At 69.5% G+C, this 20,991-nt stretch carries 22 protein-coding genes and 2 pseudogenes; 10 read left to right on the top strand and 14 right to left on the bottom strand.

Features of this window, described 5'->3' with window-relative positions; all coding sequences use genetic code 11:
* Nucleotides 1-412: 412 nt before the first annotated feature.
* Nucleotides 413-1,111 (bottom strand): DUF4145 domain-containing protein, encoded by a 699-nt coding sequence (locus SPR02S_RS54990; RefSeq protein WP_078622791.1) that lies wholly within the window; start codon nt 1,109-1,111, stop codon nt 413-415.
* 400 nt (nt 1,112-1,511) lie between these two features.
* Between SPR02S_RS54990 and kilB the strand changes: the two genes are divergently transcribed.
* Nucleotides 1,512-1,976 carry a plasmid transfer protein KilB gene (kilB, locus tag SPR02S_RS02490; RefSeq protein WP_019055352.1) on the top strand — a complete coding sequence of 155 codons (465 nt, stop codon included), beginning with the start codon at nt 1,512-1,514 and terminating at the stop codon, nt 1,974-1,976.
* Between the two features lie 634 nt (nt 1,977-2,610).
* Here the strand turns inward: kilB and SPR02S_RS02485 are convergent.
* The 3 genes from SPR02S_RS02485 to SPR02S_RS02475 form a co-directional block, all read right to left on the bottom strand.
* Complete coding sequence (locus tag SPR02S_RS02485; RefSeq protein WP_158697764.1) at nt 2,611-3,267, bottom strand: LAETG motif-containing sortase-dependent surface protein; 657 nt, start codon at nt 3,265-3,267, stop codon at nt 2,611-2,613.
* A gap of 170 nt (nt 3,268-3,437) precedes the next feature.
* Nucleotides 3,438-3,647, bottom strand: a complete 210-nt coding sequence (locus tag SPR02S_RS02480; RefSeq protein ID WP_019055350.1) for a hypothetical protein — start codon at nt 3,645-3,647, stop codon at nt 3,438-3,440.
* 47 nt (nt 3,648-3,694) lie between these two features.
* Nucleotides 3,695-4,120: a hypothetical protein gene (locus SPR02S_RS02475; RefSeq protein ID WP_019055349.1), complete on the bottom strand. Its 426-nt coding sequence runs from the start codon at nt 4,118-4,120 to the stop codon at nt 3,695-3,697.
* Between SPR02S_RS02475 and SPR02S_RS65930 the strand changes: the two are divergent.
* Nucleotides 4,073-4,390, top strand: a pseudogene (locus SPR02S_RS65930) (beta-propeller fold lactonase family protein); the annotation flags it as partial. The gene SPR02S_RS02475 and the pseudogene SPR02S_RS65930 sit on opposite strands and share 48 nt — an antisense overlap.
* A 94-nt stretch (nt 4,391-4,484) precedes the next feature.
* Nucleotides 4,485-4,619, top strand: a complete 135-nt coding sequence (locus SPR02S_RS64650; protein ID WP_245607481.1) for a beta-propeller fold lactonase family protein — start codon at nt 4,485-4,487, stop codon at nt 4,617-4,619.
* Between the two features lie 179 nt (nt 4,620-4,798).
* Here SPR02S_RS64650 and SPR02S_RS02460 read toward each other — a convergent pair whose 3' ends face one another.
* A complete protein-coding gene (locus tag SPR02S_RS02460) occupies nt 4,799-5,350 on the bottom strand; it encodes a hypothetical protein (protein WP_245607480.1) in 552 nt (183 codons plus the stop codon).
* Nucleotides 5,351-5,418: 68 nt separating this feature from the next.
* On the bottom strand, nt 5,419-6,414 hold the full coding sequence (locus tag SPR02S_RS02455; protein WP_019055346.1) for an alpha/beta fold hydrolase: 996 nt from the start codon (nt 6,412-6,414) through the stop codon (nt 5,419-5,421).
* A 98-nt stretch (nt 6,415-6,512) separates the two neighbouring features.
* Between SPR02S_RS02455 and SPR02S_RS64480 the strand changes: the two genes are divergently transcribed.
* Together SPR02S_RS64480 and SPR02S_RS02445 are read left to right on the top strand one after the other, a co-directional pair.
* Nucleotides 6,513-6,665, top strand: coding sequence for a hypothetical protein (locus SPR02S_RS64480; RefSeq protein WP_019055345.1), 153 nt, complete (start codon nt 6,513-6,515; stop codon nt 6,663-6,665).
* A 159-nt stretch (nt 6,666-6,824) separates the two neighbouring features.
* Nucleotides 6,825-8,165, top strand: coding sequence for an alpha/beta fold hydrolase (locus SPR02S_RS02445; protein ID WP_026150139.1), 1,341 nt, complete (start codon nt 6,825-6,827; stop codon nt 8,163-8,165).
* A gap of 190 nt (nt 8,166-8,355) precedes the next feature.
* Here the strand turns inward: SPR02S_RS02445 and SPR02S_RS02440 are convergent, their stop codons facing one another.
* Nucleotides 8,356-9,222: an FHA domain-containing protein gene (locus SPR02S_RS02440; RefSeq protein WP_019055343.1), complete on the bottom strand. Its 867-nt coding sequence runs from the start codon at nt 9,220-9,222 to the stop codon at nt 8,356-8,358.
* Nucleotide 9,223: 1 nt separating this feature from the next.
* Nucleotides 9,224-11,173 (bottom strand): serine/threonine-protein kinase, encoded by a 1,950-nt coding sequence (locus tag SPR02S_RS02435; protein ID WP_019055342.1) that lies wholly within the window; start codon nt 11,171-11,173, stop codon nt 9,224-9,226.
* A 69-nt stretch (nt 11,174-11,242) separates the two neighbouring features.
* Between SPR02S_RS02435 and SPR02S_RS65635 the strand changes: the two are divergent.
* Nucleotides 11,243-11,530, top strand: a pseudogene (locus tag SPR02S_RS65635) (GMC oxidoreductase); the annotation flags it as partial.
* A gap of 86 nt (nt 11,531-11,616) precedes the next feature.
* On the opposite strand, the gene SPR02S_RS02430 reads toward SPR02S_RS65635, so the two are convergent.
* Entirely contained in the window at nt 11,617-11,988 is a 372-nt protein-coding gene (locus tag SPR02S_RS02430) for an STAS domain-containing protein (protein ID WP_019055340.1), read from the bottom strand.
* Between the two features lie 337 nt (nt 11,989-12,325).
* On the opposite strand from SPR02S_RS02430, the gene SPR02S_RS02425 reads away from it, so the two are divergent.
* The 4 genes from SPR02S_RS02425 to SPR02S_RS02410 are packed head-to-tail and all read left to right on the top strand — an operon-like array spanning nt 12,326 to nt 16,411.
* The gene (locus tag SPR02S_RS02425) at nt 12,326-12,925 is read left to right on the top strand and encodes a chemotaxis protein CheB (protein WP_019055339.1); all 600 of its coding nucleotides are present in this window, start codon (nt 12,326-12,328) and stop codon (nt 12,923-12,925) included.
* A complete protein-coding gene (locus tag SPR02S_RS02420) occupies nt 12,925-14,790 on the top strand; it encodes a CheR family methyltransferase (RefSeq protein WP_019055338.1) in 1,866 nt (621 codons plus the stop codon). The genes SPR02S_RS02425 and SPR02S_RS02420 overlap by 1 nt, the downstream gene beginning before the upstream one ends.
* Nucleotides 14,791-14,812: 22 nt before the next feature.
* Entirely contained in the window at nt 14,813-15,667 is an 855-nt protein-coding gene (locus tag SPR02S_RS02415; RefSeq protein WP_019055337.1) for a GAF and ANTAR domain-containing protein, read from the top strand.
* Nucleotides 15,668-15,679: 12 nt separating this feature from the next.
* Nucleotides 15,680-16,411, top strand: coding sequence for an ANTAR domain-containing protein (locus tag SPR02S_RS02410; protein WP_019055336.1), 732 nt, complete (start codon nt 15,680-15,682; stop codon nt 16,409-16,411).
* Nucleotides 16,412-16,424: 13 nt separating this feature from the next.
* On the opposite strand, the gene SPR02S_RS02405 is transcribed toward SPR02S_RS02410, so the two are convergent.
* The 5 genes from SPR02S_RS02405 to SPR02S_RS02385 all read right to left on the bottom strand — a co-directional run.
* Nucleotides 16,425-17,618, bottom strand: a complete 1,194-nt coding sequence (locus SPR02S_RS02405; RefSeq protein ID WP_019055335.1) for a cytochrome P450 — start codon at nt 17,616-17,618, stop codon at nt 16,425-16,427.
* A complete protein-coding gene (locus tag SPR02S_RS02400; RefSeq protein WP_019055334.1) occupies nt 17,615-18,418 on the bottom strand; it encodes a ferredoxin in 804 nt (267 codons plus the stop codon). Before SPR02S_RS02400 ends, SPR02S_RS02405 begins: the two co-directional genes overlap by 4 nt.
* A 56-nt stretch (nt 18,419-18,474) precedes the next feature.
* On the bottom strand, nt 18,475-19,470 hold the full coding sequence (locus tag SPR02S_RS02395) for a 3-oxoacyl-ACP synthase III family protein (protein WP_019055333.1): 996 nt from the start codon (nt 19,468-19,470) through the stop codon (nt 18,475-18,477).
* An 84-nt stretch (nt 19,471-19,554) separates the two neighbouring features.
* Nucleotides 19,555-20,790, bottom strand: a complete 1,236-nt coding sequence (locus SPR02S_RS02390; protein WP_019055332.1) for a beta-ketoacyl-[acyl-carrier-protein] synthase family protein — start codon at nt 20,788-20,790, stop codon at nt 19,555-19,557.
* Nucleotides 20,790-20,991: phosphopantetheine-binding protein (locus SPR02S_RS02385; protein ID WP_019055331.1), on the bottom strand; the 202-nt coding region annotated here is incomplete at its 5' end. The genes SPR02S_RS02385 and SPR02S_RS02390, both read right to left, overlap by 1 nt.

The raw sequence follows: 20,991 nt of genomic DNA, 5'->3' as shown, positions 1-20,991 counted from the left end.
GCTCAAGTTGCTGCAGGACAAAGAGGACATCATCCGAAGTCCTACCGCTGCGCTTCGGCCGTCGGATCTTGCTCTGATGGATACCACCGAGCAGCGTGGCTGAGGCCCGGGAGGGGTGCCCTGGCACACGCGCGCCTGATCCGTCACTGCACCCGCCATCGTGGCTGACTGTCGTGGGCTGAGGCTCAAACGTTCCAAGGCATAGCCCCCGCCCGGACAGTTCGACGCAGGAGCCGTGCCATTCGCCTGCCAGATCCAGCGGGGAACCACGGGGGCCAACCCCAAGTGCGATCAGGGCTCCAACCCCACTCCGCTCCAGGTCAGTGCAGCAACCGCCGTCAAGAAACCCAAGCTGATGGTCCAGTACCCACACGTCCTAGCGGGGCTGATGGAGCAGAAGCAACGGGTAATCCTACGAAGAGGCTGCCTGCGCTCCGACCTTTTCCGTCGCATTGCGCTGCTGGCGGTCTAGGCGGCTCTTCTTGAGCGCCATCATGCGAGCCGGCCCCTGGTACACCTCCTCCAAGATCTCATCCATCAGGGCTACGATGGCGTTCGCGTCCTCTGACGGCATCAGCTCATCCGCCAGGTCGCCGTGCGCAATTTCGTTACCGCCCTCACGGATCTCATGCGCCAGCTCACGAGTGATATCTCTGATCAGGCCCTGGCTATGAAGATCATCGATCTTCTGTACCAGCGGGCCACGGCTGATGCCCTGGTCCTTGGCCGTCGCCTCTACCACAGCCCGCGCGAGCCCTACAGCGCCGCGGTAGGCATGAATAGATAGGCAGGCGTGAGCCTCGCTAGCTGTGTCTGCGATCTGTTGAGGGACGTCCGGAAACTCCGGTCGACTCACCTTGCTGGGTGTCCACACCAGATCCGGCTGCTGCTGCAACCTGCTGCCCAAATCTGTCTGGTTCCTGGGTGCAGAGCTGACGTACATCTCCGCCTGCGCAATGGACAGTTGGTGACAGTGCTCGTTGTCGCACCGAAACGCAGCAGTGAACACTGAGTGCCCGGACGCCGTGTGTTCGTTGGGAAGCTCTACGACCGGAGCCACGAGCGTCATGTGTGTGAGGTGGCCACACCAACCGCAGACTGTGCTTGCCATGGGTCAGACGATACGCAACACGACGGTCGTCCTGTACTGGATATGCCGCAGCGTGCCCGAGGGTGCACACCAGCACTCTCTGTGAACCATTCTGCGATCTTCAGGGTCACCCACAGAGTCGGAACGATTCAATAGGCGTGATCAACATCCGTTCCCTGGAGCAGGGGAGACGCAACACCGTCTTCGAGGCCGTCTACGTTTCCGTCTCATTCAGCGCCGTTCATGGCGTTCAGGCGAGACCGAGCGTCGCTTCATAGACATAGCCCATCCGCTCATGACCCCAGGTGAACGCCCTCGTACGAACCTCGACACCCCACCCCCACAGTTGGAAAGCGTGTTGGTGACGGTCGAGTTGGGTGGGCGCCACACCGGGATCCACGACACGTGATCAGCTGGGAACGTGGAGACCATCATCGCCAGTGCCATAGCCGTTCTGGGAACCCTGCTCGGTTCGGGGCTCACCCTGGCGTTTCAGCAGCGCACCACCGACAAGGGGCACCAGTTCACCCGCCGCGAGAAGCTCCGGCAGGAGCGACTGGATGCCTACTCCGCCTACGCCGGCGCGCTCATCAACTACCGCCGCTGCCTGGTACACCTCTGGTTCTGCGAGCACGAACAGCCGCCGCCGGAGAACCCCGACGCTGTGCGGATCCGCGCCTACGATCTGCGCTCCAACGCCCAAGAGGCACTGTTCCGGGTGCAGATGCTCACAGATGACGAAACCCTGGCCCAGACTGCGGAAACCGTACTCACGGACATCACGGCACTGTCCAAGTCTGATACCAGAACCGATCTTGACCAGCGCAGAGTCACCACTCGCGACGACGTCAGCCGACTGGTGAAAGCATCAAAACACCACCTCTGAGACGCATCCCGATGGACTTGTTGGCACAGGAGGTCCATCACAGGGCGCGCACCAACGAGACCGCGCCACAAGAGCACCAGAAGGGGCCGGGGAACCACGGCGAAGAAGTGCAAGATACGTAAGAAGCGCTAGCCCGGGTGGCATCCACCGATGGCATCAACGGCTGCGGATACCAACGCACTTGAGTCCCCGAACCGGACTGCGCCGCCGCGCAGGAAGCGGTAAGAAGCCGTAAGAAGCTGCCGTCGGAGCGGGCTTGAATCGAACTCCTCTCGGACTCTCACCGGGCTCCCACAAACGGGTATCGCAGGTTCGAGTCCTGACGTTCGTGTCCCAGCGGGGGCGCAGGGCGAAGGCCCTCTCAGGGCGGTTTCCCTCACCGGCTGGTTCCCCTTCCCGGCCCCAGGCGTCGCCTCACAGGGAGTGCTGCTCTGAACGCCCGCAGCGCAGCTGCCTTGGGTACGAGGCAGCTCCCCCCTCAGACCTAGCCCCAGACCCAGACCCAGACCCAGGATCCGGATCATCGCGCCAGGACGGCCCGGGTACCGGCCGTCCTGGTCGCTCGTCATGTGGGCAGCGCATACAGGGCACTTGTCGCGCCCCGGTCTCCGCCAAGTCGGTGCGTGCGTCCGGGTCAGTGCTGGGCGGACCGGCGTCGCCGTGTGACGACCAGCAGGGCGGCGCCGGCCAGAACAACCGCACCGGCCGTCCCGGCGATCAGCGGGGTGGAGCCGGAGGCACCCGTCTCGGCGAGCGGAGGTGCGGAGACGGAGGGCGATGCACTCGGCGACGACAGCGTGGACGCGGAGGACGCGTCCGACGGCGTTCCACTCGACGCGGTAGGGGTCGGCTCGGCCGTACCCGTACCCGTAGCACCCGTAGGCGTAGCGGACGGAGTCGGCGACGCACTCTCCTCCCCGCACACCGGAGACGTCTTCGTCTCGTCGACAGCCTGGCCGTCCTCGCTGCCCGGCGTCACCACGAGACGGATCGAGACCGGCTTGCTGTGGCTCGGGATGGTGTACGTGTGGTGGAAGTCGTCGCGGAAATTCAGCCTCGTTCCCAGCGCCGTGCCGTCCGCCGTCACGTCGACGGACTGCACGACAATCACGTTGTAGCCCGTGAGATCGACGGTCACCTGCGAGCACGACACCGACCAGTCGTACGTCGAGGCCGAGGCCGGGGCGGCCGCCGTACCGAGCCCGAGCAGCGTCACGGCGGCCGTCGTCGCGATGGCGGACGGTCTGCGCCAGGAAGAAGGGGAGCGTCGGGTCGATATCTGCGTCTGCACGGTTTCTCCGGAGAGGTTCAGGTTCTGTGGCCCGTCTGGGCGTTGCGCAGGCGGAACAGTACAAGCCGGGCCGAGCGCGCTTCACCCCGGCTCCCCTCTGCCCGACGCGGAGGGACTGCACCACGAACCCCCGGGTCCATGACCCGGGAGCCCATGCTGAAGTGCAGGGATCAGGGCAGCTTCACCACCGTGAAGTCGTCGCAATACCCCGCCGCCGAACCGGAGTTCTTGTAGCAGTACACCGACGCCGAGGTGTTGAAGACGCCCGTCGTGAAGAAGATCGGCTGCTGTGCGTACGTCGTCGTCGAGCCCCGCAGGTACATCTCCGTGCCGCCGAAGCTCTTCACGCCGATGGCGAGGGTCTCGCCGGCCGTGGCCACCTTGCCCCAGCCCGTCAGCAGGTACGTCGTCGACGGCGTCAGGCCGGTCAGCGCCTGGTTCGCGCCGCTGTCGTCAACGTGTCAGCTCCCGTACGGGAGTTGGACGCCGTCACCGAGGACGCCGTACCGCTCGCCTGCGTCCACGGGGACAAACTGCCCGTCTCGAAGCCCGCGTTGGACAGCAGGTTGCCGCCGGTGCCCTTGTACGCGCCGATGTTGGGGGCCGCCGTAGCCGACACCGTGTTGCCGTATGCGTCGTAGCCGCCGTTGGAGGCTACGACCGCGCCCGCCCTGATCACCGGGGACGACGGGTGGACCTGGTACGTGTTCTTGCCGGTGTGCGACGAGGACGTGTTGGCGTTGCCCGCGTTGCGGAACTCCGGGTCCGTCGTCACCTTGGCCGCGTCCGCGGGCTCGCGGGACGGGTGGTTGCCGTAGAAGAGGAGCGCGGGGGTGTTGGTCTCGCTCGACATCAACTTCCGTTCCCTGCTGTGGAACGAGGGCGAGGCGAGGGAGGCCGTCCTGCCTCTCCTGCGGGACAGCGACCTGGTGTGTTCGCGGGCCCGCACGAGGCGCGGCTGGCGGTACACCGCCTGGACGGCGACGGCAGGCTCGCGGACCTGACGGACGTGGTCGAGCACAAGGGTTCGGGCCCGGTGGTCGGCCGCCAGGAGGGCACCCACGCCCACCAGGTCATCTCGGACCCGGCCGGCCGTTGCGTCCTGGCCACCGACCTGGGCGCGGACACGGTGTTCACGTACCAACTCGACAGCGATGCGGGCAAGTTGAAGCCGGGCGACAGCCGTAACGGACATCCCCAACCAGCCGGGCGAGATCGTGACTTCGGAGTGCGGACGCTACGTCTGGGTCACCAACCGGGGTGCGGACACGGTGGCGGCGTTCCGGATCGCGGGCACGGAGCTTGAACCGCTCGGTGAGGTTCCGAGCGGGGGAACTGGCCTCGCGGGCTGACTCCGGCGCCGGGGTGTCTGCTGGTGGCCAACCAACACAGCGGGACTGTCGCGGCGTTGGGGGTTTCGGAGGACGGGTCGTTGGTGGAGGCGGAGGTGGTGGTCGCCGTGGCGTCGGTGGTGTGTGCGCTTACGGTCTGACGGGTTGAGCGGACGAGCGTGGCCGTGTGGCCGGGATCTCTAGAAGTAGGAGTCCATCAGGTCGCGGAACACCGTGAAGGTGGCGCGGTCCAGCGCGGGCAGCCCCAGGTGGTCACTGATCAGCTGGGTCAGCTGCTCCTCGTAGGTCTCGCTCCTGTGGTCCAGTCCGGCCGCCGTGATGACGGGGGCCATCTTGTTGGGCCAGAACTCCCCGACGTAGCCGGGATCCTCGTAGTCGATGCAGGACGAGGTCTCGCCGTCCTTGTAGTGGTACGCGTGCGGTCCGTGGCCCTTGGCGATGGACGGGTTGGGGACGAACACCATCAACTCCGTGCCCTGGGGGCAGAGTTTGCGGTAGTCGACGCCTTCGTAGTCGTTGCGGGCGGGGTTGAACATGTGGTGCACGATCACGCCCCAGTCGCCGGGTGCCGTGGCGTTGCCGTAGGCGAAGGGCGGGCGGTGTTGCGCGGTCAGTCCTTCGGCCAGGGCGGCCCGGTCGGTCCCCTTGAAGTAGACCAGGACCGTTTCGTCTTCCCCGTACCGGTCCTCTGCCATCCATGCCATGACGCCGTAGCGGATCCAACTAGTCATGCTCAACAACGTATTCGACGCCACTGACAAACCGGCGGACCGAGAGCCGTGCCGCGCTGGAACCCCTTCTACTCTCCCCCCACATGATCGATGAACGCGCTCAACGCCCCCGCGACCGCGTCAGGTTGCTCATCGGGGATGAAGTGGCCGGCCTGCGGGATGACGACGCCGGTGACGTTGTCCGCCCAGGGGCTGAGGGAGGCGGCCATGTCGGGGATCGAGCCGTGGGAGCTGGAGATCCCCAGGACCGGGAGGGTCAAGTGGCCCTGCCCGTCCGCGGAGGTGAGGGCGGCACGGTTCTTGCGGCCCGATTCCTCGGCTTCGCGGAAGTAGCCGAGGGCTGCTCGGAGGCCTCCCTCAGCTGCGATCGACGCGGCGTAGTGGTCGATGTCGGCGCTGTCGAACGTGTCCGGGGACAGCGTCTTGGCCCTCAAGAACCAGCCCACGTAGTCCCGTTCGCGGCCGGTGATCAGGGTCTCGGGCAGGTCGGGCACCAGGTGGAACGCCAAGTGCCAGGTTTTCCAGGCTCGTTCGGGGTCCGTGGGGATGCTGTCCGGGAGGGTGATCCCGGGGATGCCGGCGTCGAGCAGGGCGACGCCGTGCAGGCGGTCCTGGTACTTCACGGCGAGCGAGAAGGCGACGCAGGCTCCGATGTCATGGGCGGCGAGCCAGTACTTCGGCACGTCGAGCGCGGTCAGCGCGGCCTGGACGCGCGAGGCGAGGGTGTGGGTGTCGTAGCCCTGCTGGGGTCGGTCGGAGTGGCCCTGTCCCGGCAGGTCGACCGCGATCACGTGGAAGCGCTCGGCGAGGCGCGGCATCACCTTGTGCCAGGCCCACCAGGTCTGCGGGAATCCGGCGAGCAGCACGACCGTAGGAGCGCTCGGCTGTCCGCCTTCCACGGCGTGCAGCCGGATTCCGTCCGCGTCGACCCAGCGGTGGGTGAAGCCGGGGAGGTCGCGCAGTGGTAGCCCGGGGACGTGGTCAGGGTCGGGGTCACGGTCGGGGTCGGCGATGCGGTTCTGGTCGTCGGGCGAGCCGTTCGGGGGGATGGCGGCGTCGGTCATGCCCCCACCGTAACGACGACCGATCCCAGATCGTCTGCACCTCGACGCTGCCGTACCGCGATCCGGCGGACCTCGAACCGGCGCGCGCGGCCGGGCGGTTGTGGGACATCGACACCGGCCACGACCTGATGGTGAGCGAGCCGCAGGCCGTCGCCGGGTTCCTGGAGCTGGTGGCGGTGGCGGTGGCGGTGGCGGTGGCGGTGGCGGTGGCGGTGGCGGTGGCGGTGGCGGTGGCAACGGCGGCGGACTGATGGCCGACCGGTAGCGACTCACAGAATCAGCCGACAGTCCGTCACATTACCGAAACGTAACCTACCGACAGGTATCACGAGTAACTTACCCGCAGGTAAGTTCCAGGCGAACCATTCTCCGGACGGCCGCTCCACAGGAGGTTCGCCATGCCCGCACGCATGCCCGCACGCAAACGAAGCCTGCTCGCCGCCGCACTCACCGCCACCGCCTGTCTCGGCGCCCAGTGCCTCGCCCTCACGACCGCCACCGCCGCAACCGCCTCGGACGAGATCGTCTCCAGAGGCGTCACCATCCCCGAGTTCTACAACTCGCCCACCTCCCTCCCCACCTCCGACGGCACCCTCATCCGCAGCGAGCCCCTCCCCCTCGCCCTGAGCCTGCCCGGACTCGACGGCAGCACCCTGCCCGGTACCGCGACCCGGCTGATGTACAAGTCCACCGACTCGAACGGGCAGCCCGTCGCCGTCACCGGTGCCTACATCGAGCCGTCCGCCGACTGGACCGGCGACGGCCCGCGCCCCCTCGTCGCCCTCGCCCCCGGCACCCTCGGACAGGGCGACCAGTGCTCCGCGTCCATGGGGCTTGAGCATCCGCTGTCCCTCAACAGCCAGACGCTTTCCGTCGGTTACGAGGATCTGGCGATCTACCGCCTCCTCGCCAAGGGCGTCGCCGTCGTCGTCACCGACTACGTCGGACTCGGCGCCACGGACCGGCTGCACACCTACGTCAACCGGATCGACGAGGCGCACGCGGTGCTGGACGCCGTACGCGCGGCCCGTTCGGTGACCGGCGCCTCGGTCACCGCCGACTCCCCCGTCGGGCTCTACGGGTACAGCCAGGGCGGCGGAGCCACCGCCGCGGCCGCCGAACTCCAGGCCTCCTACGCCCCCGACGTCACCCTCGCCGGGACCTACGCCGGAGCCCCGCCCGCCGATCTCACCTCCGTCACCAAGGCCATCGACGGCAGCGAACTCGCGGGCGCGCTGGGCTGGTCCCTCAACGGGTTCCTGCAGTCCGACCCGGCCCTGAAGCCACTCGCCGAGGCGCATCTCAACGACGCCGGGAAGGCCGCGCTCACCGACCTGTCGACGATGTGCGTCGGCGACGCACTGTTCGGCTACGGCTATACACAGAGCAGCAGTTGGACCACCGACGGGGAGTCCATCAGCGACATCATCGCCTCAACTCCCGCGCTACGGGCCTTCCTTGACGAGCAGCGCATCGGCACGCTGAAACCGTCCGGCCCCGTCCGCCTCGCCACCGGCGTCAGCGACAACCTCGTCCCGCACGCCCAAGCCCGCCAACTCGCCCTCGACTGGTGCGCGAAGGGCGCCGACGTCACGTACAAGGCCGTCGTCCTGCCCGGTGTCGGCAGCGCGCTCCTCAACCACTTCGCGCCGCTCCTCACCGACCAGGGCGCCGCCATCTCCTGGCTCACCGACCGCCTCGCGGGCAAGCCGACCCGCTCCAACTGCTGGACCATGCCCGTACAGCCTTGACCCTCCCCTCCCCTCCCACCCTGCCCCCTGCTCTCGGGAGGGGTCCCGGGCCGGTCGTACCAAGCTGACGGCTGCCGGTACGACGGGGAGGAGCAGCCGATGGCGGGGACGAGCGAGAAGAGACCAGGCGGCCGGATCGGGGGACCGGCCGCCGCCCCCCGTCCCCGCCCGCCCCCGCCCGGACCGGACGTCAAGCGGCGTCGATCAGTGCCAGGTCCATCGGGACGAGCGTCGTCGACGCCAACAGGGCCCGGATCAGATGGTCGTTGAGGGCGTTGCCGACCGGTTCGCCGAGTTCCTCGCGGGTCAGCCAGGGCACGCCGTCGCGGGAGAGGCGGGTGCGCACGCCGTTGACCAGGTGCTCGACGCGCTTGTCGGTCCAGCCGGCGCCGGGCTGCACCTCGCCGAGTTCGGCGGCGGTCTGCCGCCAGGTGAGCGGCTGCGGCCGGGGTTCGTGCAGCAGATAGCGTCGGCCGAGGACGACGAGGGCGAGCTTCTCCTGTTCGGTGAGCACCCACACCCGGGGCGGCCGGGTGACGTCCTCGTGCCGGGGCTGCGGCCGTAGCCCCTCGGGGCCGGTGACGAAGACCTCCAGCAGGTGCTCGCGGCCACGGGAACCACCGGCGAACAGCGGAGTGTAGCCGGTGTCCAGCGGCAGGGGATCCTCGTTCCGGAACAGCAGTCGGCCGCCGGCGCTGCGGAGCGGCAGCCGTCCGACGTTGCTCACCCACCAGCGGCCGGCTCGGTGGGTCAACGTGCCCTGGTGGCGGCTGACTTGGGGGTCGTCCTCGCCGACGCAGACATGTACCTCGGGCCGGTTGCGGCCGAACAGGACCTCGCGGCCGTCGCCGGGACCCAGCGTCATGCCGCCGGTCAGCGCGAGCGCGAAGAGCGTGCCGGGCAGCGGCGCGGACGCGCCCCGGGCGAGGCTGCCGTGGGAGGCGGGCAGGCGTCGGCCGCCCTCCAGGGGATCGGATGCTCCCCGCGGGGCGTCGGGGGTTCCCGGCGGGGTGTCGGGGGTTCCCGGCGGGGTGTCGGGGTTTCCCGGTGGCGTCATGTCACCGCTCCGCCTGTTCCTTCGCGATGTTCTTCACGACAACGGCCGCGAACTCCGCCGCGCTGTCGCACAGTTGCTTGCTCGACTCCGGCGCGTAGACGATCAGCTGGAGGATCTCGACGGTCCGCTCGCCGACGGAGTCCGTGTAGACGCGGTGTGGGGTCCGTACGGTGCAGCTGTCGTCCTCTTCGTCGTTCGGTTGGTAGTAGCTCTTGGTGCCGGCGACGTTCACCACCGTTCCGTCGTCGCTGTCCAGCGAGCTGTCCCGGGTGAACCGGATCTCCACCTCGCGGTCGCCGTCGCCGTCGCTGGACCAGTCGCAGTTCCAGGAGCCGAACCCGTGGTCCTCGTTGTCGAATTGGACGCCGGGCAGCCGCTTGAGTTCGTCGGCGTCGAGCAGCGAGCAGGCATTGAGGTTGGCCAGGGACCACTTGGGCCACGCCACCGTGCGCCGGGGCACCGGACCGTGGGCCAGCACGCTGACCACGTGATCGGTGGCGGTGTCGGCCATCTGGCACGGGTCGGGCGCCGTCTTCGTGTCGAACTGCTGCCCGATGACGCGGATCTGCTTGCCGTCGGGGGTCAGGACGGCCCGTTCGCAGAACACCCCGTTCCGCTTGATCGCCACCCGCGTGAGGTCGGTGTCGGGGACCAGCTGGGTGGACTCGATGTCGTCGAACTTGTCCCTGTCGGAGTCGAGGTTGACCTGCACGCCGGCGTTGTCCTTGCCGCCGTTGTTGAGCAGGATGACGTCGCACCGGTCGATGTCGCCGTAGTCCGGGTCCAGCACGGTGGTACCGAAGCGGCTCAGCGAGGCGGCGTCGATCAGTCCGCAGGGGTCGGCGGTACGTTCGTCGCCGATGGTTCCGGCCCGCGCCGATGCCGTGGCCGAGGGCTTCGCGTCGGAGCCGACGGTGTCCTTGCCGTCCGCGCCCCGCGAGTCCCAGGGGGCGAGGAGGACGAGCCCGGCCGCGAGCGCACCGCCCGTGACCACCGCCACGGCCGCGATCGCCAGGGCGCGACGGCGGGGCACCGGGACCGTGAGGCCGTCCTTGGCAGCGCGTACGACGCCTCCCAACCGCATGGTCCGGGAGGTGAGTTCGAGCGTGCTGCGGTCGAGCCGGTCCTGGACGTGCGCGGGCGGCGGGGTGGCCTGCCGCAGCAGTTCGAGCGCCCGCGTGGCCTCGGGTCTGTTCCGGGGCTCCACCTCCAGCAACGCGGCCAGCGGCTCGGTCAGTTGCCCGGCCCGGTGCGCGGTCTCCAGCTGGCCCTGGACGGCCCGGGTCAGATACGTCATCAGGTGCTCGGCCTCGCCGTACGGCGACTGCCCCTCGACCGCCGCGAACAGCGAGGCGCCCAGGGAGAACACGTCCGCCTTCTGCCCGAGCGGCTGCCCCTTGGCCACCTCGGGGGCCAGATAACGGGGTTTGCCGCGCACGCTGCCCGTCGTGCTCTGCGTGACGTCGTTCCACAGGGCACGGGAGATCCCGAAGTCGGTGAGCCTGGCGACGCCTTCGTCGGTGACGAGGATGTTCTCCGGGGTCACATCGCCGTGCACCACGCCCGCGTGATGCGACTTCACCAGCGCGTCCGCGATCTGGCAGCCGATCGACCCGGCCTCCTCGGGCGCCAACGGGCCGCGCTCCGCCATGAGTTGGGCGAGGCTGCGGGAGGGGACGTACTCCATGACGATCCAGCAGATGGCACCCTCGTCGACGAAGTCGAAGACGGCGACGATGTTCGGGTGGTGCAGCCGCCCCGCGTTGCGCGCCTCACCCATGAGCCGTCGGGTGGCCCGATCGTCGTCCAGGCGCGCGCACTTGACCGCGACCCACCGTTGCAGCCGCTCGTCCCACGCCCGCCACACGACGCCCATGCCGCCGGTGCCGATGGGCTCGTGCAGGAGATACCGGCCGTCGACTCTGTCCCCGGCCGCTGGTGTCACCGGCACCGTCCCACCCCTCGATCACGGTTCTGACGGGTAACGGAGTGTACAGATCCGGCACTTGGGGGTGATCGGATTCACGGGACATCAGGCGGACTCACCCCGAACCGCCACACCCAGCCGCATCCCCACGCCCGGCCTCAGCCGCCGCAGACCGCTCGCCGCGACCGCACTCGGCGCGGCGGCAAGCACTTCATCGACGTCACCTGTCTCGCGCAGGCGGAGTCCACCCGGCACTCGACGGGCGGTGTTCCGTTCGGAGACGCCGTCGACCTCACCGGCCGCGCCCTCGGCCAGAAGGGCCTCTACGTCCTGGACGGCGCCCTCATCCCGGGCTCCACCGGCGCGTGCGATCCGTCCAGGACGATCGCCGCACCGGCGGAACACAGCATGCGGACGATCGTGCGGCAGGACCTCGGGCGGGTGTCCCGACCGGCAGGAAAGGTGCGTCAGCTCGCGGACGCATGCCGGCCGAGCGCCTCGTCCAGGCCGGCCGCCAGGGTGAAGAGCCGGCTGAGGTCCGTGATCCGAAGCATCTTGCGGATCATGGGCTGGGGGCAGACGAGCGTCAGTTGCCCCTCCCGTTCCTCGACGCGCAGCCGAGCACGGCACAGCAGCCTCAGCCCGGAGCAGTCCATGAACTCGACGGGGGTCAGGTCGATCACCACCGAGGGATTCGGGCCGTCCGTCGCCGCGTCGAGTTCCGGAGTGAGGTGAAGGGCGGCGGCGATGTCGATCGCGCCGTGGAGTTCGACGACGGTGCGCCCTGGTGTCCGGTAGACGCGGACGTATCGAATGGGCGGAGGGGTTTCCCGGGGCATGGAGACATCACCGTGAATTCAGCGGGCTGTCCGCACCGGTCCCCGGGCGGATGACGACAGGGGTTCACGGCCACCGGGAGCAGGGGTGACGAGACAAGGGAATCCTAGATCGAGTGCAGATCATGAATAAGGACGTATGCCCTTATTCATAGGGCAGGATGCCCCGTTGGAGTGATATTCGGGATGAGGTCTTGACGTTGAATGCACACGCCTTTCTCGCATATATGCACACGCCTCTGAGGCGGCTGAAAGAAAGGAGACGGGAACCCTTCTCCCGTCCGTCCGCCGACCCCCTCACGGCCCCGCCACCTGGTGGCGCCTCCGCTAGGCTCGTCGCGTGACAGCCGACCAGTCCCACGAGGACCAATACGCGATCGTCGCTGTCGCGTCATCCGCGGGCGGCATCCACGGACTGATCGTGCTGCTCGGAATGCTGGACCCCGACCTCCCGGTACCGGTCCTGGTGGTCCAGCACCTCGACCCACGGCACCGGACGGTGATCGCCGACGTCCTCTCCCGCCGTACCGACATGCCGGTCAAGCTCGCGGAGGCCGAGGAGCGCGCGCTGCCCGGCACCGTGTACATCGCCCCGCCCGACCGGCATCTCCTCATCGACTCCGACGGCGTGATGACACTGTCCGACACCAAGCTCGTCCACTTCGTACGGCCCTCCGCCGACCTCCTCTTCGAATCGGTCGCCGGGGCCTACGGACCGCGGGCGATCGCCTGCGTGCTCACCGGGACCGGCAGCGACGGCGCGACGGGGGTCGACGTCGTCAAGTCGCGCGGGGGCACGGTGATCGTCGAGGACCCGCTGTCGGCGGAGTTCAAGGGAATGCCCCAGGCGGCGGTGGACACGGGAGCGGCGGACTACGTCCTTCCCCTCGCGGAGATCGCCACGGTCGTCCGCGGACTCGTCGGGGCCGCGAGGCAGTGATGAGCGAATCCCAGAACACCGCCACCGACGAGGCACTGGAGGAGCTGCTCGTCTTCATCAGGGACGCCCGCGGCTTCGACTTCACGGGCTACAAACGCTCCACCCTGAGCCGGCGCATCAACAAGCGGATGAACGACGTGGGCATCCACACCTACACCGAATACCCGGATCTCCTCGAAACCAGCGCGGGCGAGTTCGACGCCCTCTTCAACACGATCCTGATCAACGTCACGTCGTTCTTCCGCGATCCGGACGCCTGGACCTTCCTGCAGCGGGAAGTGGTCCCAGAACTGATCGCGGACGTCGCACCCGACCAGGAGATCAGGGTGTGGAGCGCCGGCTGTTCCAGCGGCGAGGAGGCGTACTCCCTGGCCGTCATGTTCGCGGAGGCGCTCGGCCTGGAGGAGTGTCTGCGCCGCGTCAAGATCTACGCCACGGACATCGACGAGGAGGCGTTGCGCCAGGCCCGGTCGGGCCAGTACCCGGAGAGGTCCCTGGAGGCCATCCCCGCGGAGCTGCGCGAGAAGTACTTCGAGCAGAACGGCGCGGTGTTCGGTTTCCGCCCCGACCTGCGACGCCGGGTGATCTTCGGGCGGCACGACATCACCCGCGACGCCCCGATCTCCCGGCTCGACCTGCTGATCTGCCGCAACACACTGATGTACTTCAACGTCGAGGCCCAGACCCAGATCATCGACCGGTTCCACTTCGCGCTGCGCAAGAACGCCTTCCTGTTCCTCGGCAAGGCGGAGATGCTGCTGAACGACGCCGACCGGTTCGACGTGGTCAACATGCGGCAGCGGGTCTTCCGGCGCCGCCCGGGCGACGCCGGGCTGCCGTACCATCCGGCTCCGGCGAAGATCAGAGCCGGCGTGGGCGTCGTGGCGCACTCGGTCGCGCGCAGCCGCCAACTGCGCGACCTGGTCCTCGACGCGGGCCCGACCCCGTCGATCGCCGTCGACGACGACGGAGTCGTCGTGGTGATCAACAGTCAGGCGAGGGTCCAGTTCTCCCTCACCCCCACCGACATCGGCCGCCCCCTCCAGGACCTGGAGATCTCCTACCGGCCGGTCGAACTCCGCTCCCTGATCGACCAGTCCACGCATGAGCGCCGGACCCTCCGGGTCAACAGGGTCGAGCGCAGGGTGGGCGAGGACCTCCAGTACTTCGACATCCTCGTCCAGCCCCTGACCGGGCCCAACAGCCTGCATGTCGCCACCAGCGTCTCCTTCATCGACGTCACCGTGGCCACGCAGTTGAAGGCCGAGGTCAAGCGGGTGCGCGAGGATCTGGAGACGGCCTACGAGGAACTCCAGTCGACCAACGAGGAGTTGGAGACCACCAACGAAGAACTCCAGTCCAGCGTCGAGGAACTGGAGACCACCAACGAGGAACTCCAGTCGACCAACGAGGAGTTGGAGACCACCAACGAAGAACTCCAGTCCGGCAACGAGGAACTGGAGACCATGAACGACGAGATGCGCATCCGCACCGAGGACCTGAACGAGGCCAGGGCCTTCCTGACGGCCGTCCTGACCAGCATCGAGGCCGGTGTGGTGGTCCTGGACCACGACCTGAAGGTCAAGAGCTGGAACCGGGGCGCGGTCGACCTGTGGGGGCTGCGGATGGACGAGGTCCTCGACGAGGAGTTCTTCGCGCTGGACTTCGGACTGCCCACCGATGTGCTGCTGCCCATAGTGCGCACCTGCATGGAGACCCGTGAACGCACCGGGCCGATCACGCTGGAGGCCCTGAGCCGCATCGGCCGGTCCATTACCTGCGATGTGTTCTGCTCGCCGTTCGACAGCCACAACGGAGGCGTCGTCCTGCTGATGGAGGAAGGTCGAAGCCGCGACTCCGACTGACCCCGCGGCGTACGCTTCGGACATGAACCCGCAGGGGCACGAAGAAGCCCTCGGTCTGGCAGCGGTGGCACTGGGCCGTGCCGCCCGGGCGCTCGAGCGCGCGGAGCGTGCCGAAGCCGCCGCCGACCATCACGAACTTCTGGCGGCGAAGCCCGGACGCGAGTTCCACGCGCGGATCGCGGCCACGCACCGGCGATCGGCCGCGTGCCATCGCTCCTCGGCAAGCCTCCAGGAGGCATTCGCCCGTCGCACGGCGGAATGGACTCCGGGGCAGGGGGCCGAGCCCAGGTTCATGACCGGTGTCGCGGAGGCGTGCGGTACGGACAGCGCGGCGCTCACCCTGGTCGACTCCGGCCGGAACCAGCTCGCGGTCGCCGTGTCCGACGAACAGTCCCGGGCCGCCCAGGAGTTGGAGTACGTCCTGGGCGAAGGGCCGTCCCGGGACGCAGCGTCGGCACACCGCCCGGTCCACGCGTCCGGCCCGGCGATCGAGACACGCTGGCCCGGTTACGGACGTGCCCTCGCGTCCCTGGGCATCACCTCCGTGGCCGCCGTTCCCCTGGGGACGGCGGCCGGTTGCATCGGCGCACTGGCGGTGTTCGACCCGCGGCCCGTCCTCGCCGAACCGGCCGATCTCGCGGCGGTCGCCGAAGCCCTCACCCGTATCGTGCTGCTCGGCCCCGACGCCGACCCGGACCTCTACGGCGGCACCGACCACCGGGCGACCGTGCAGCAGGCGGCGGGCATGCTCTCCGCACGGCTCGGTTGTCCCGTCGACGACGCGCTGGCGCTCATCAAGGCCCGGGCGTTCGCCGGGGAGCTGTCTCTCGACGCGGTCTCCCTGCGGATCCTGCGCGGAGACCCGGAACTCGACTGAGGAAGAGGCACCATGACGCCCGAACAGCGGCTGGCCGACGTCTTCGTGGCCCTGGCCGGCTGTACGACGGACGGCCCCCCGGACGTTGCCGGAACCCTTGAGGTCCTCGCGCACGGCAGCCCGTCCCTGCTCGGCGTCGGAGCCGCGGCCGTGGTGTTCGCCCCCGACGAGTACGAGGCGGCGCAGGTGGCGGGCTCCGACCCTTCGGTGTCCCGGCTGGAACACGACGCCGTCGGCTGGCGCGAAGGTCCCGGCAACGACTGTCGCCGTACCCGCACGCCCCCGACCCAGGCGGCGCTCGACGGCCGGTCGGCCAGGCAGCGCTGGCCGCACTACGCCCCCAGAGCCCTCGGTCTCGGCTACGCCCGCGTGGTGGCCCTCCCCCTGCGCGGACACACCGGGATCAGCGGTGCGCTCGTGCTGTTCTCCCACGCCCGGCAGAGCGTCCTCACTCCGGGAACACTGACGCTCGGCCAGTCGATGGCGGACTTCACCGCCGTCACCCTGGAACGTGCGCGCGAGGCCGACCGCAGCCGGACCCTGGCGGCCCAGCTGGAACTCGCCCTGAGCAGCCGCATCGTCATCGAGCAGGCCAAGGGAGTGCTCGCGGCTCGGCTGGAGATGACCGTGGACGACGCCTTCGCCCTCCTGCGCACGCATGCGCGCTCACGTCAGCGGCTGGTGAGCGTCGTGGCACGTGAGGTGGTCGAAGGGCACGCCGATCCCGGTCTGACCGGGGAGTGAACCGGCCACGCCGCTACCAGGTCACCGGAAGCTCCCGCAGGCCGTAGACGATGTTGTCCCGGTTGTAGGTGAGTTGGTCCGCAGGGACCACGAGGCGCAGGGCGGGCAAGCGGCGCAGCAGCGTGGTGAGGACGATCTGGAGTTCCACGCGGGCCAGGGTCTGGCCCAGGCACTGGTGGACGCCGTAGCCGAAGGCGACATGGCGGCGGGCGTCCCGGGTGAGGTCCAAGTCGGGCTCGGCGCCGAAGAGTTGCTCGTCGCGGTTGGCCGTGGACAGCATGCAGATCACGCCCTCGCCGACCTCGACGGTCACCTCGCCCACCCGCACGGCCTCGGTCGCCGCACGGCCGAGGCCCAGGTGGATGATCGTGAGGTGGCGCAGGAGTTCGTCCACGGCACCGCGCGCCAACTCCGAGTCCCGGCGCAGGAGTTCGGCCTGGTCGGGGCGGCGCAGCAGGGCGAGCACGCTGACGGCCGTCATGTTCGCGGTGGACTCGTGCCCGGTGACCAGCAGCAGGAAGCCGAGCGATGCGGTCTCCTGGTCGGTCAGATCCTCGCGCGCGGCGAGCCTGCTGAGGATGTCGTCACCGGGATGCTGCCGTTTGCGCTCCGCCAACTCCGCCAGATAGCCCATGAGTTGGGCGTGCGCCCGCTCCGCCTCCGGTCGGGTGGTGCGGTTGTCGAGGAGCGTGCGGCTGAGCGACTGGAACAGCTCGTGGTCCTCGTACGGCACCCCGAGCATCAGGCAGATGACCAGCGAGGGGATCGGCAGCGCGAAGTCCGCCACCAGGTCGGCCGAGCTGCGGCCCTCGGTCATGCGGTCCACGGCCCGGTCCACGATGTCCTGGATGCCGGGGCGCAGTTCCTCGATCCGCTTGACCAGGAAGTCCTTGGTGACCATCCGGCGCAGCCGGGCGTGCTCGGGGTCGTCCATGCGGATGAAACTCGGCTTGGCGGTGGCCAGTTCGCGCTGCCCGGCGGAGAGGAACGGGAACCCCGGCGTGCGCGCGTCCGCGCTGAAGCGGGCGTCGGCCAGCACCGCCCGCACCTCGTCGTACCCGGTGACCAGCCAGCACGCGGTGCCGTCCGGCAGCACGGCACGGATGACGGCGGCCTCGCGGGCGGCGGCGGTGTAGGCGGGCGGTGGAGTGAAGGGGCAACTGCCGTAAGGGGAAGGGAGGTTAATGGTGCTGGTGGTGACGGTCATGGGTGGGGTGTCTCCTCGGGGTCGAGGAGCGTGATGGCTCCGCCGGGGCACAGGTCGGCGGCGAAGCGCACCTCGTCGGCGTACCGCGCGTCCGGGTGCGGGTCGAGCAGGGCGACCCGACCGTCCGACTCGTCCTGCTCGAACACCTCGGGCGCGGCGCCGACGCACTGACCCGCGCTGCAACAGCGGTCCCGGTCCAGCAGCACGGTGAGCGAGGGCTGCCGGGCCGCACTGTCGGAGGGGGTGCGGAGGGTGTTCAGCGTGGTGCACATGGTGGCGGTCTGGCCGGCCAGGACCAGGAGTTCGACGAGTTGCTCGGGGGTGAGGGCGTGGGCCAGGCGGTCCCAAAGCTTCTCGGGGACAGAGGAGTTGACGGCCAGCAGGTCGGCCGCCTCCAGGAGCGCGCGGTCCTCCGGCTGCCAGGGGTGGGTGGCGGTGGCCAGGTCGGCCGCCGTCGCGTCGATCTCCATGGCCGTCAGTCCCGCGTCCGCGGCCGGGGTGCGGTGCCGACCGTGGACGTAGGGCGCGTCGAGCCGGTGCGCGACGCGCAGGACGATCAACTCCCGTCTGCGGTGGCCGAGGGTGCCCTCGTGGGTGAGGACCCGGGCGAGGGAGAGCCAGGCGTGAGCGAGGACGGGGTGGTGGGCGAGGGTGCCGAACAGGTTCTCCCGTCCGGGACCGTCCTGCCGGGAGTCGGCGAGCAACGACCGGAGAACCGGGGGCCATTGGGCGGGCGGGAGGGGTGGGATGCGGGGGGTGTGGGGGGTGCGGGTCGTGGTCACGGTGCCTTGTGCCTTCACGTTCGTACGGTGTCGGTGTCGGGGGCTGGGGAGTTGTCGTGATGGGTCGGCGGCGTTCACCAGCGGCACACGACCACCCCCGCACTCGCCCCGCTCGCGAAGCCGAACATGCCGACCAGGTCCCCGCGTTGGAGACGTCCGCTGTCGAGGGCGGCGGCGAGTTGGAGCGGGATGGTGTTGGTCGCCACGTTGCCGTGGGTGGGGAAGGTGGCCAGGATGCGGTCCGGGTCCACGCCCACCCAGTCGCAGACGACCTTGGTGAACGGCACCGAGGGCTGGTGCACACAGACGAGGTCGAGGTCGCCGGCCTCGACGCCCAACTCCCGCATCGCGCCCCGCACTTTGCCGGGCAGCCCCTCGAACGACCCCACCAACTGGGCGGAGTCGATGCGGAGATGGCCGAGTGTGCGGTGCTGCGCGTACGGGTTGGGCAGGGTTGCCGCGCGCCAGCCCCAGGAGTTGGCGAAGAACCGGGAGCCGAGGATGCCGGGCCGCTCCCCCGCCGCCACCAGCAGCGCCGAGCCCATGTCACCGGTGCTGAGACTGGGCAGCGCGGTCAACAGGTCGGCCGGGTCGTCCAGTTGCCAGCGGCTCTCCCGGGTGCTGACCTCGGCGGTGGTCACCAGCACCCGCCGGTACTGCCCGCTGCGGATGAACGCGTCGGCGACCTCCAGCGCGTTGAGGACTCCGTTGCAGGCGTTCTTCAGGTCGAACACCGGGCAGCCCAGGCCGAGTTTGTCGGCGACGACATGGGCGGTGGCCGGCTCCTCCATGTCGGCGAGGATCCCGGCGTAGAGGAGCAGGTCCACCTCGCCCGGATCGGTACCGGTGTCCTCGAACAGGCGCCGGGCCGCGTGCGCGGCCAGGTCGGAGGGCTGCTCCAGGTCGTCGGCCACGGTGCGTTCGGCCAGCCCGTACATCCGCTGGAGCACCCCGCGCGACAAAGGCACGGCGGGGCTGCCCGCCCGGAACCGGTCCTCCACGGCGGCCACGCTCTGGCGTCCCTCGGGGATGTGGACGGTGGCGTGAACGATGGTGCTGTGAACGGTCATCGGTCCCTCCTCGGTCGGTGCGCTCGGTCGGTGCGCTCGGTCGGTGCGCAGGGTCGTCAGTCCTCGGTCGTCAGTCCTCGGTGGTCAGTCCTCGGTGGTGAAGAGCAGCACCACGTTGTGTCCGCCGAACCCGAAGGAGTGGCTTGCGGCGGCCCGGACGCGCTGCTCGCGGGGTGCGCCCGTGACGCAGTCCAGGTCGAAGGGGAGGTTGTCCGGGGTGAGGTTGGCGATCGGCGGGACGGTGGAGCGATGGATGGTGAGGGCGGTGAGCGCCGCCTCGATCGCACCGGCCGCGCCGAGACTGTGCCCGAGAACTCCCTTGGCGGCGGTGACACTTGGCCGGTGCGGCAGCACCCGAGCGATCAACTCCGCCTCGGTCAGGTCGTTGAGCGGGGTCGAGGTCCCGTGCGCGTTGACGTGATCGACGTCGGCCGGGCCGAGCCCCGCCTCCGCGAGCGCCGACCGCAGCGCGGCCTCGGCATGAACTCCTCCCGGGGCAGGGGCGGTCGGGTGATACGCGTCGGAGGTCTGACCGGCCCCCGCGAGCCGCGCGTACCGCCGCCGGCCACGGGCGCGCGCGTCCGCCTCCCGTTCCAGGACGAGGATCGCGGCCCCCTCGGAGATCACGAACCCGTCCCGGTCCACCGCGAACGGCCGTGAGGCGGCGCCGGGTTCGTCGACCCGGGACGACAGCGCGCCCATCCGCTGGAAACCGGACGCGATGACCGGGGTGACGGCCGCCTCCGCGCCGCCCGCCACCGCGATGTCGCACAGCCCGGCAGACAGCAGCCCCCGTGCGACGGCCAGGGCGCTGGCCCCGGACGCGCACGCGGTCTCGGTCGCGAGGGACGGGCCATGGGCGCCGAGGTCCAACGACACTTCCCCGGCGGCCATGTTGGAGATCAGCATGGGCACGAGTGCGGGCGACACCAGCTCGGGACCGCCCTGGTGATGGCGGATCGTCTGGTCCTCCAGGTGCACGGCTCCGGCCAGCCCCGAACCGATCACCACGGCGACCCGCGCACCGTCCCACCCGGCCGGATCCAGCCCGGCGTCGGCGACGGCCTCGCGCGCCGCGAGCACGGCGAGCTGACTGAACCGGCCCATACGCCAGGCCTTGCCGCCGCCGATCCGCGCCTGCTCCGGGGTCATGAGCGGGATACGACACGACAAGTCCACGGCGCAGCCCTTGAGTTCGGGATCCGTGGCGGCGGCGGACCGCCCGCTCAGCATCCCCTCCCAGGTCGCCTCACGGCCGACCCCGGCCGGGGTGATGAGCCCCAGGCCGGTGACGGAGACGGGCGTACAGGGTGCCCGCATCACGACCGCTTGGCGTTCAGCGCAGCGACGAGTCCACCCACGGTGCTCTGCTTGGCGGTCTCTTCCTCCGCAACCGGAACCCCCAACTGCTCCTGGAGCGCCAGGGCGAGTTCGGCCAACGCGAGCGAGTCGAGATCGAGGCTCTCCAGGGTGGCCTCCGGCCGAATGCTCTCGGCACTGACCTCGAACTTCTCGGTGAGT

It is taken from the genome of Streptomyces prunicolor NBRC 13075 (assembly GCF_000367365.1).
Taxonomy (GTDB): Bacteria; Actinomycetota; Actinomycetes; order Streptomycetales; family Streptomycetaceae; genus Streptomyces; species Streptomyces prunicolor.
Note: the sequence above shows the minus strand (reverse complement) of the source record. Positions and strands in the feature narration are given on the sequence as shown.

What these genes read in the sequence shown, in the direction of transcription:
- SPR02S_RS02430 (WP_019055340.1), bottom strand. Translation starts at nt 11,988, where the DNA reads ATGCCCCGGGAAACCCCTCCGCCCATTCGATACGTCCGCGTCTACCGG.
- SPR02S_RS02395 (WP_019055333.1), bottom strand. Translation starts at nt 19,470, where the DNA reads ATGACCGTTCACAGCACCATCGTTCACGCCACCGTCCACATCCCCGAG.
- SPR02S_RS02445 (WP_026150139.1), top strand. Translation starts at nt 6,825, where the DNA reads ATGCCCGCACGCAAACGAAGCCTGCTCGCCGCCGCACTCACCGCCACC.
- SPR02S_RS02405 (WP_019055335.1), bottom strand. Translation starts at nt 17,618, where the DNA reads ATGACCGTCACCACCAGCACCATTAACCTCCCTTCCCCTTACGGCAGT.
- SPR02S_RS02440 (WP_019055343.1), bottom strand. Translation starts at nt 9,222, where the DNA reads ATGACGCCACCGGGAAACCCCGACACCCCGCCGGGAACCCCCGACACC.
- SPR02S_RS02420 (WP_019055338.1), top strand. Translation starts at nt 12,925, where the DNA reads ATGAGCGAATCCCAGAACACCGCCACCGACGAGGCACTGGAGGAGCTG.
- SPR02S_RS02410 (WP_019055336.1), top strand. Translation starts at nt 15,680, where the DNA reads ATGACGCCCGAACAGCGGCTGGCCGACGTCTTCGTGGCCCTGGCCGGC.
- SPR02S_RS54990 (WP_078622791.1), bottom strand. Translation starts at nt 1,111, where the DNA reads ATGGCAAGCACAGTCTGCGGTTGGTGTGGCCACCTCACACACATGACG.
- SPR02S_RS02475 (WP_019055349.1), bottom strand. Translation starts at nt 4,120, where the DNA reads ATGTCGAGCGAGACCAACACCCCCGCGCTCCTCTTCTACGGCAACCAC.
- SPR02S_RS02455 (WP_019055346.1), bottom strand. Translation starts at nt 6,414, where the DNA reads ATGACCGACGCCGCCATCCCCCCGAACGGCTCGCCCGACGACCAGAAC.
- SPR02S_RS02460 (WP_245607480.1), bottom strand. Translation starts at nt 5,350, where the DNA reads ATGACTAGTTGGATCCGCTACGGCGTCATGGCATGGATGGCAGAGGAC.
- SPR02S_RS02415 (WP_019055337.1), top strand. Translation starts at nt 14,813, where the DNA reads ATGAACCCGCAGGGGCACGAAGAAGCCCTCGGTCTGGCAGCGGTGGCA.
- SPR02S_RS02390 (WP_019055332.1), bottom strand. Translation starts at nt 20,790, where the DNA reads ATGCGGGCACCCTGTACGCCCGTCTCCGTCACCGGCCTGGGGCTCATC.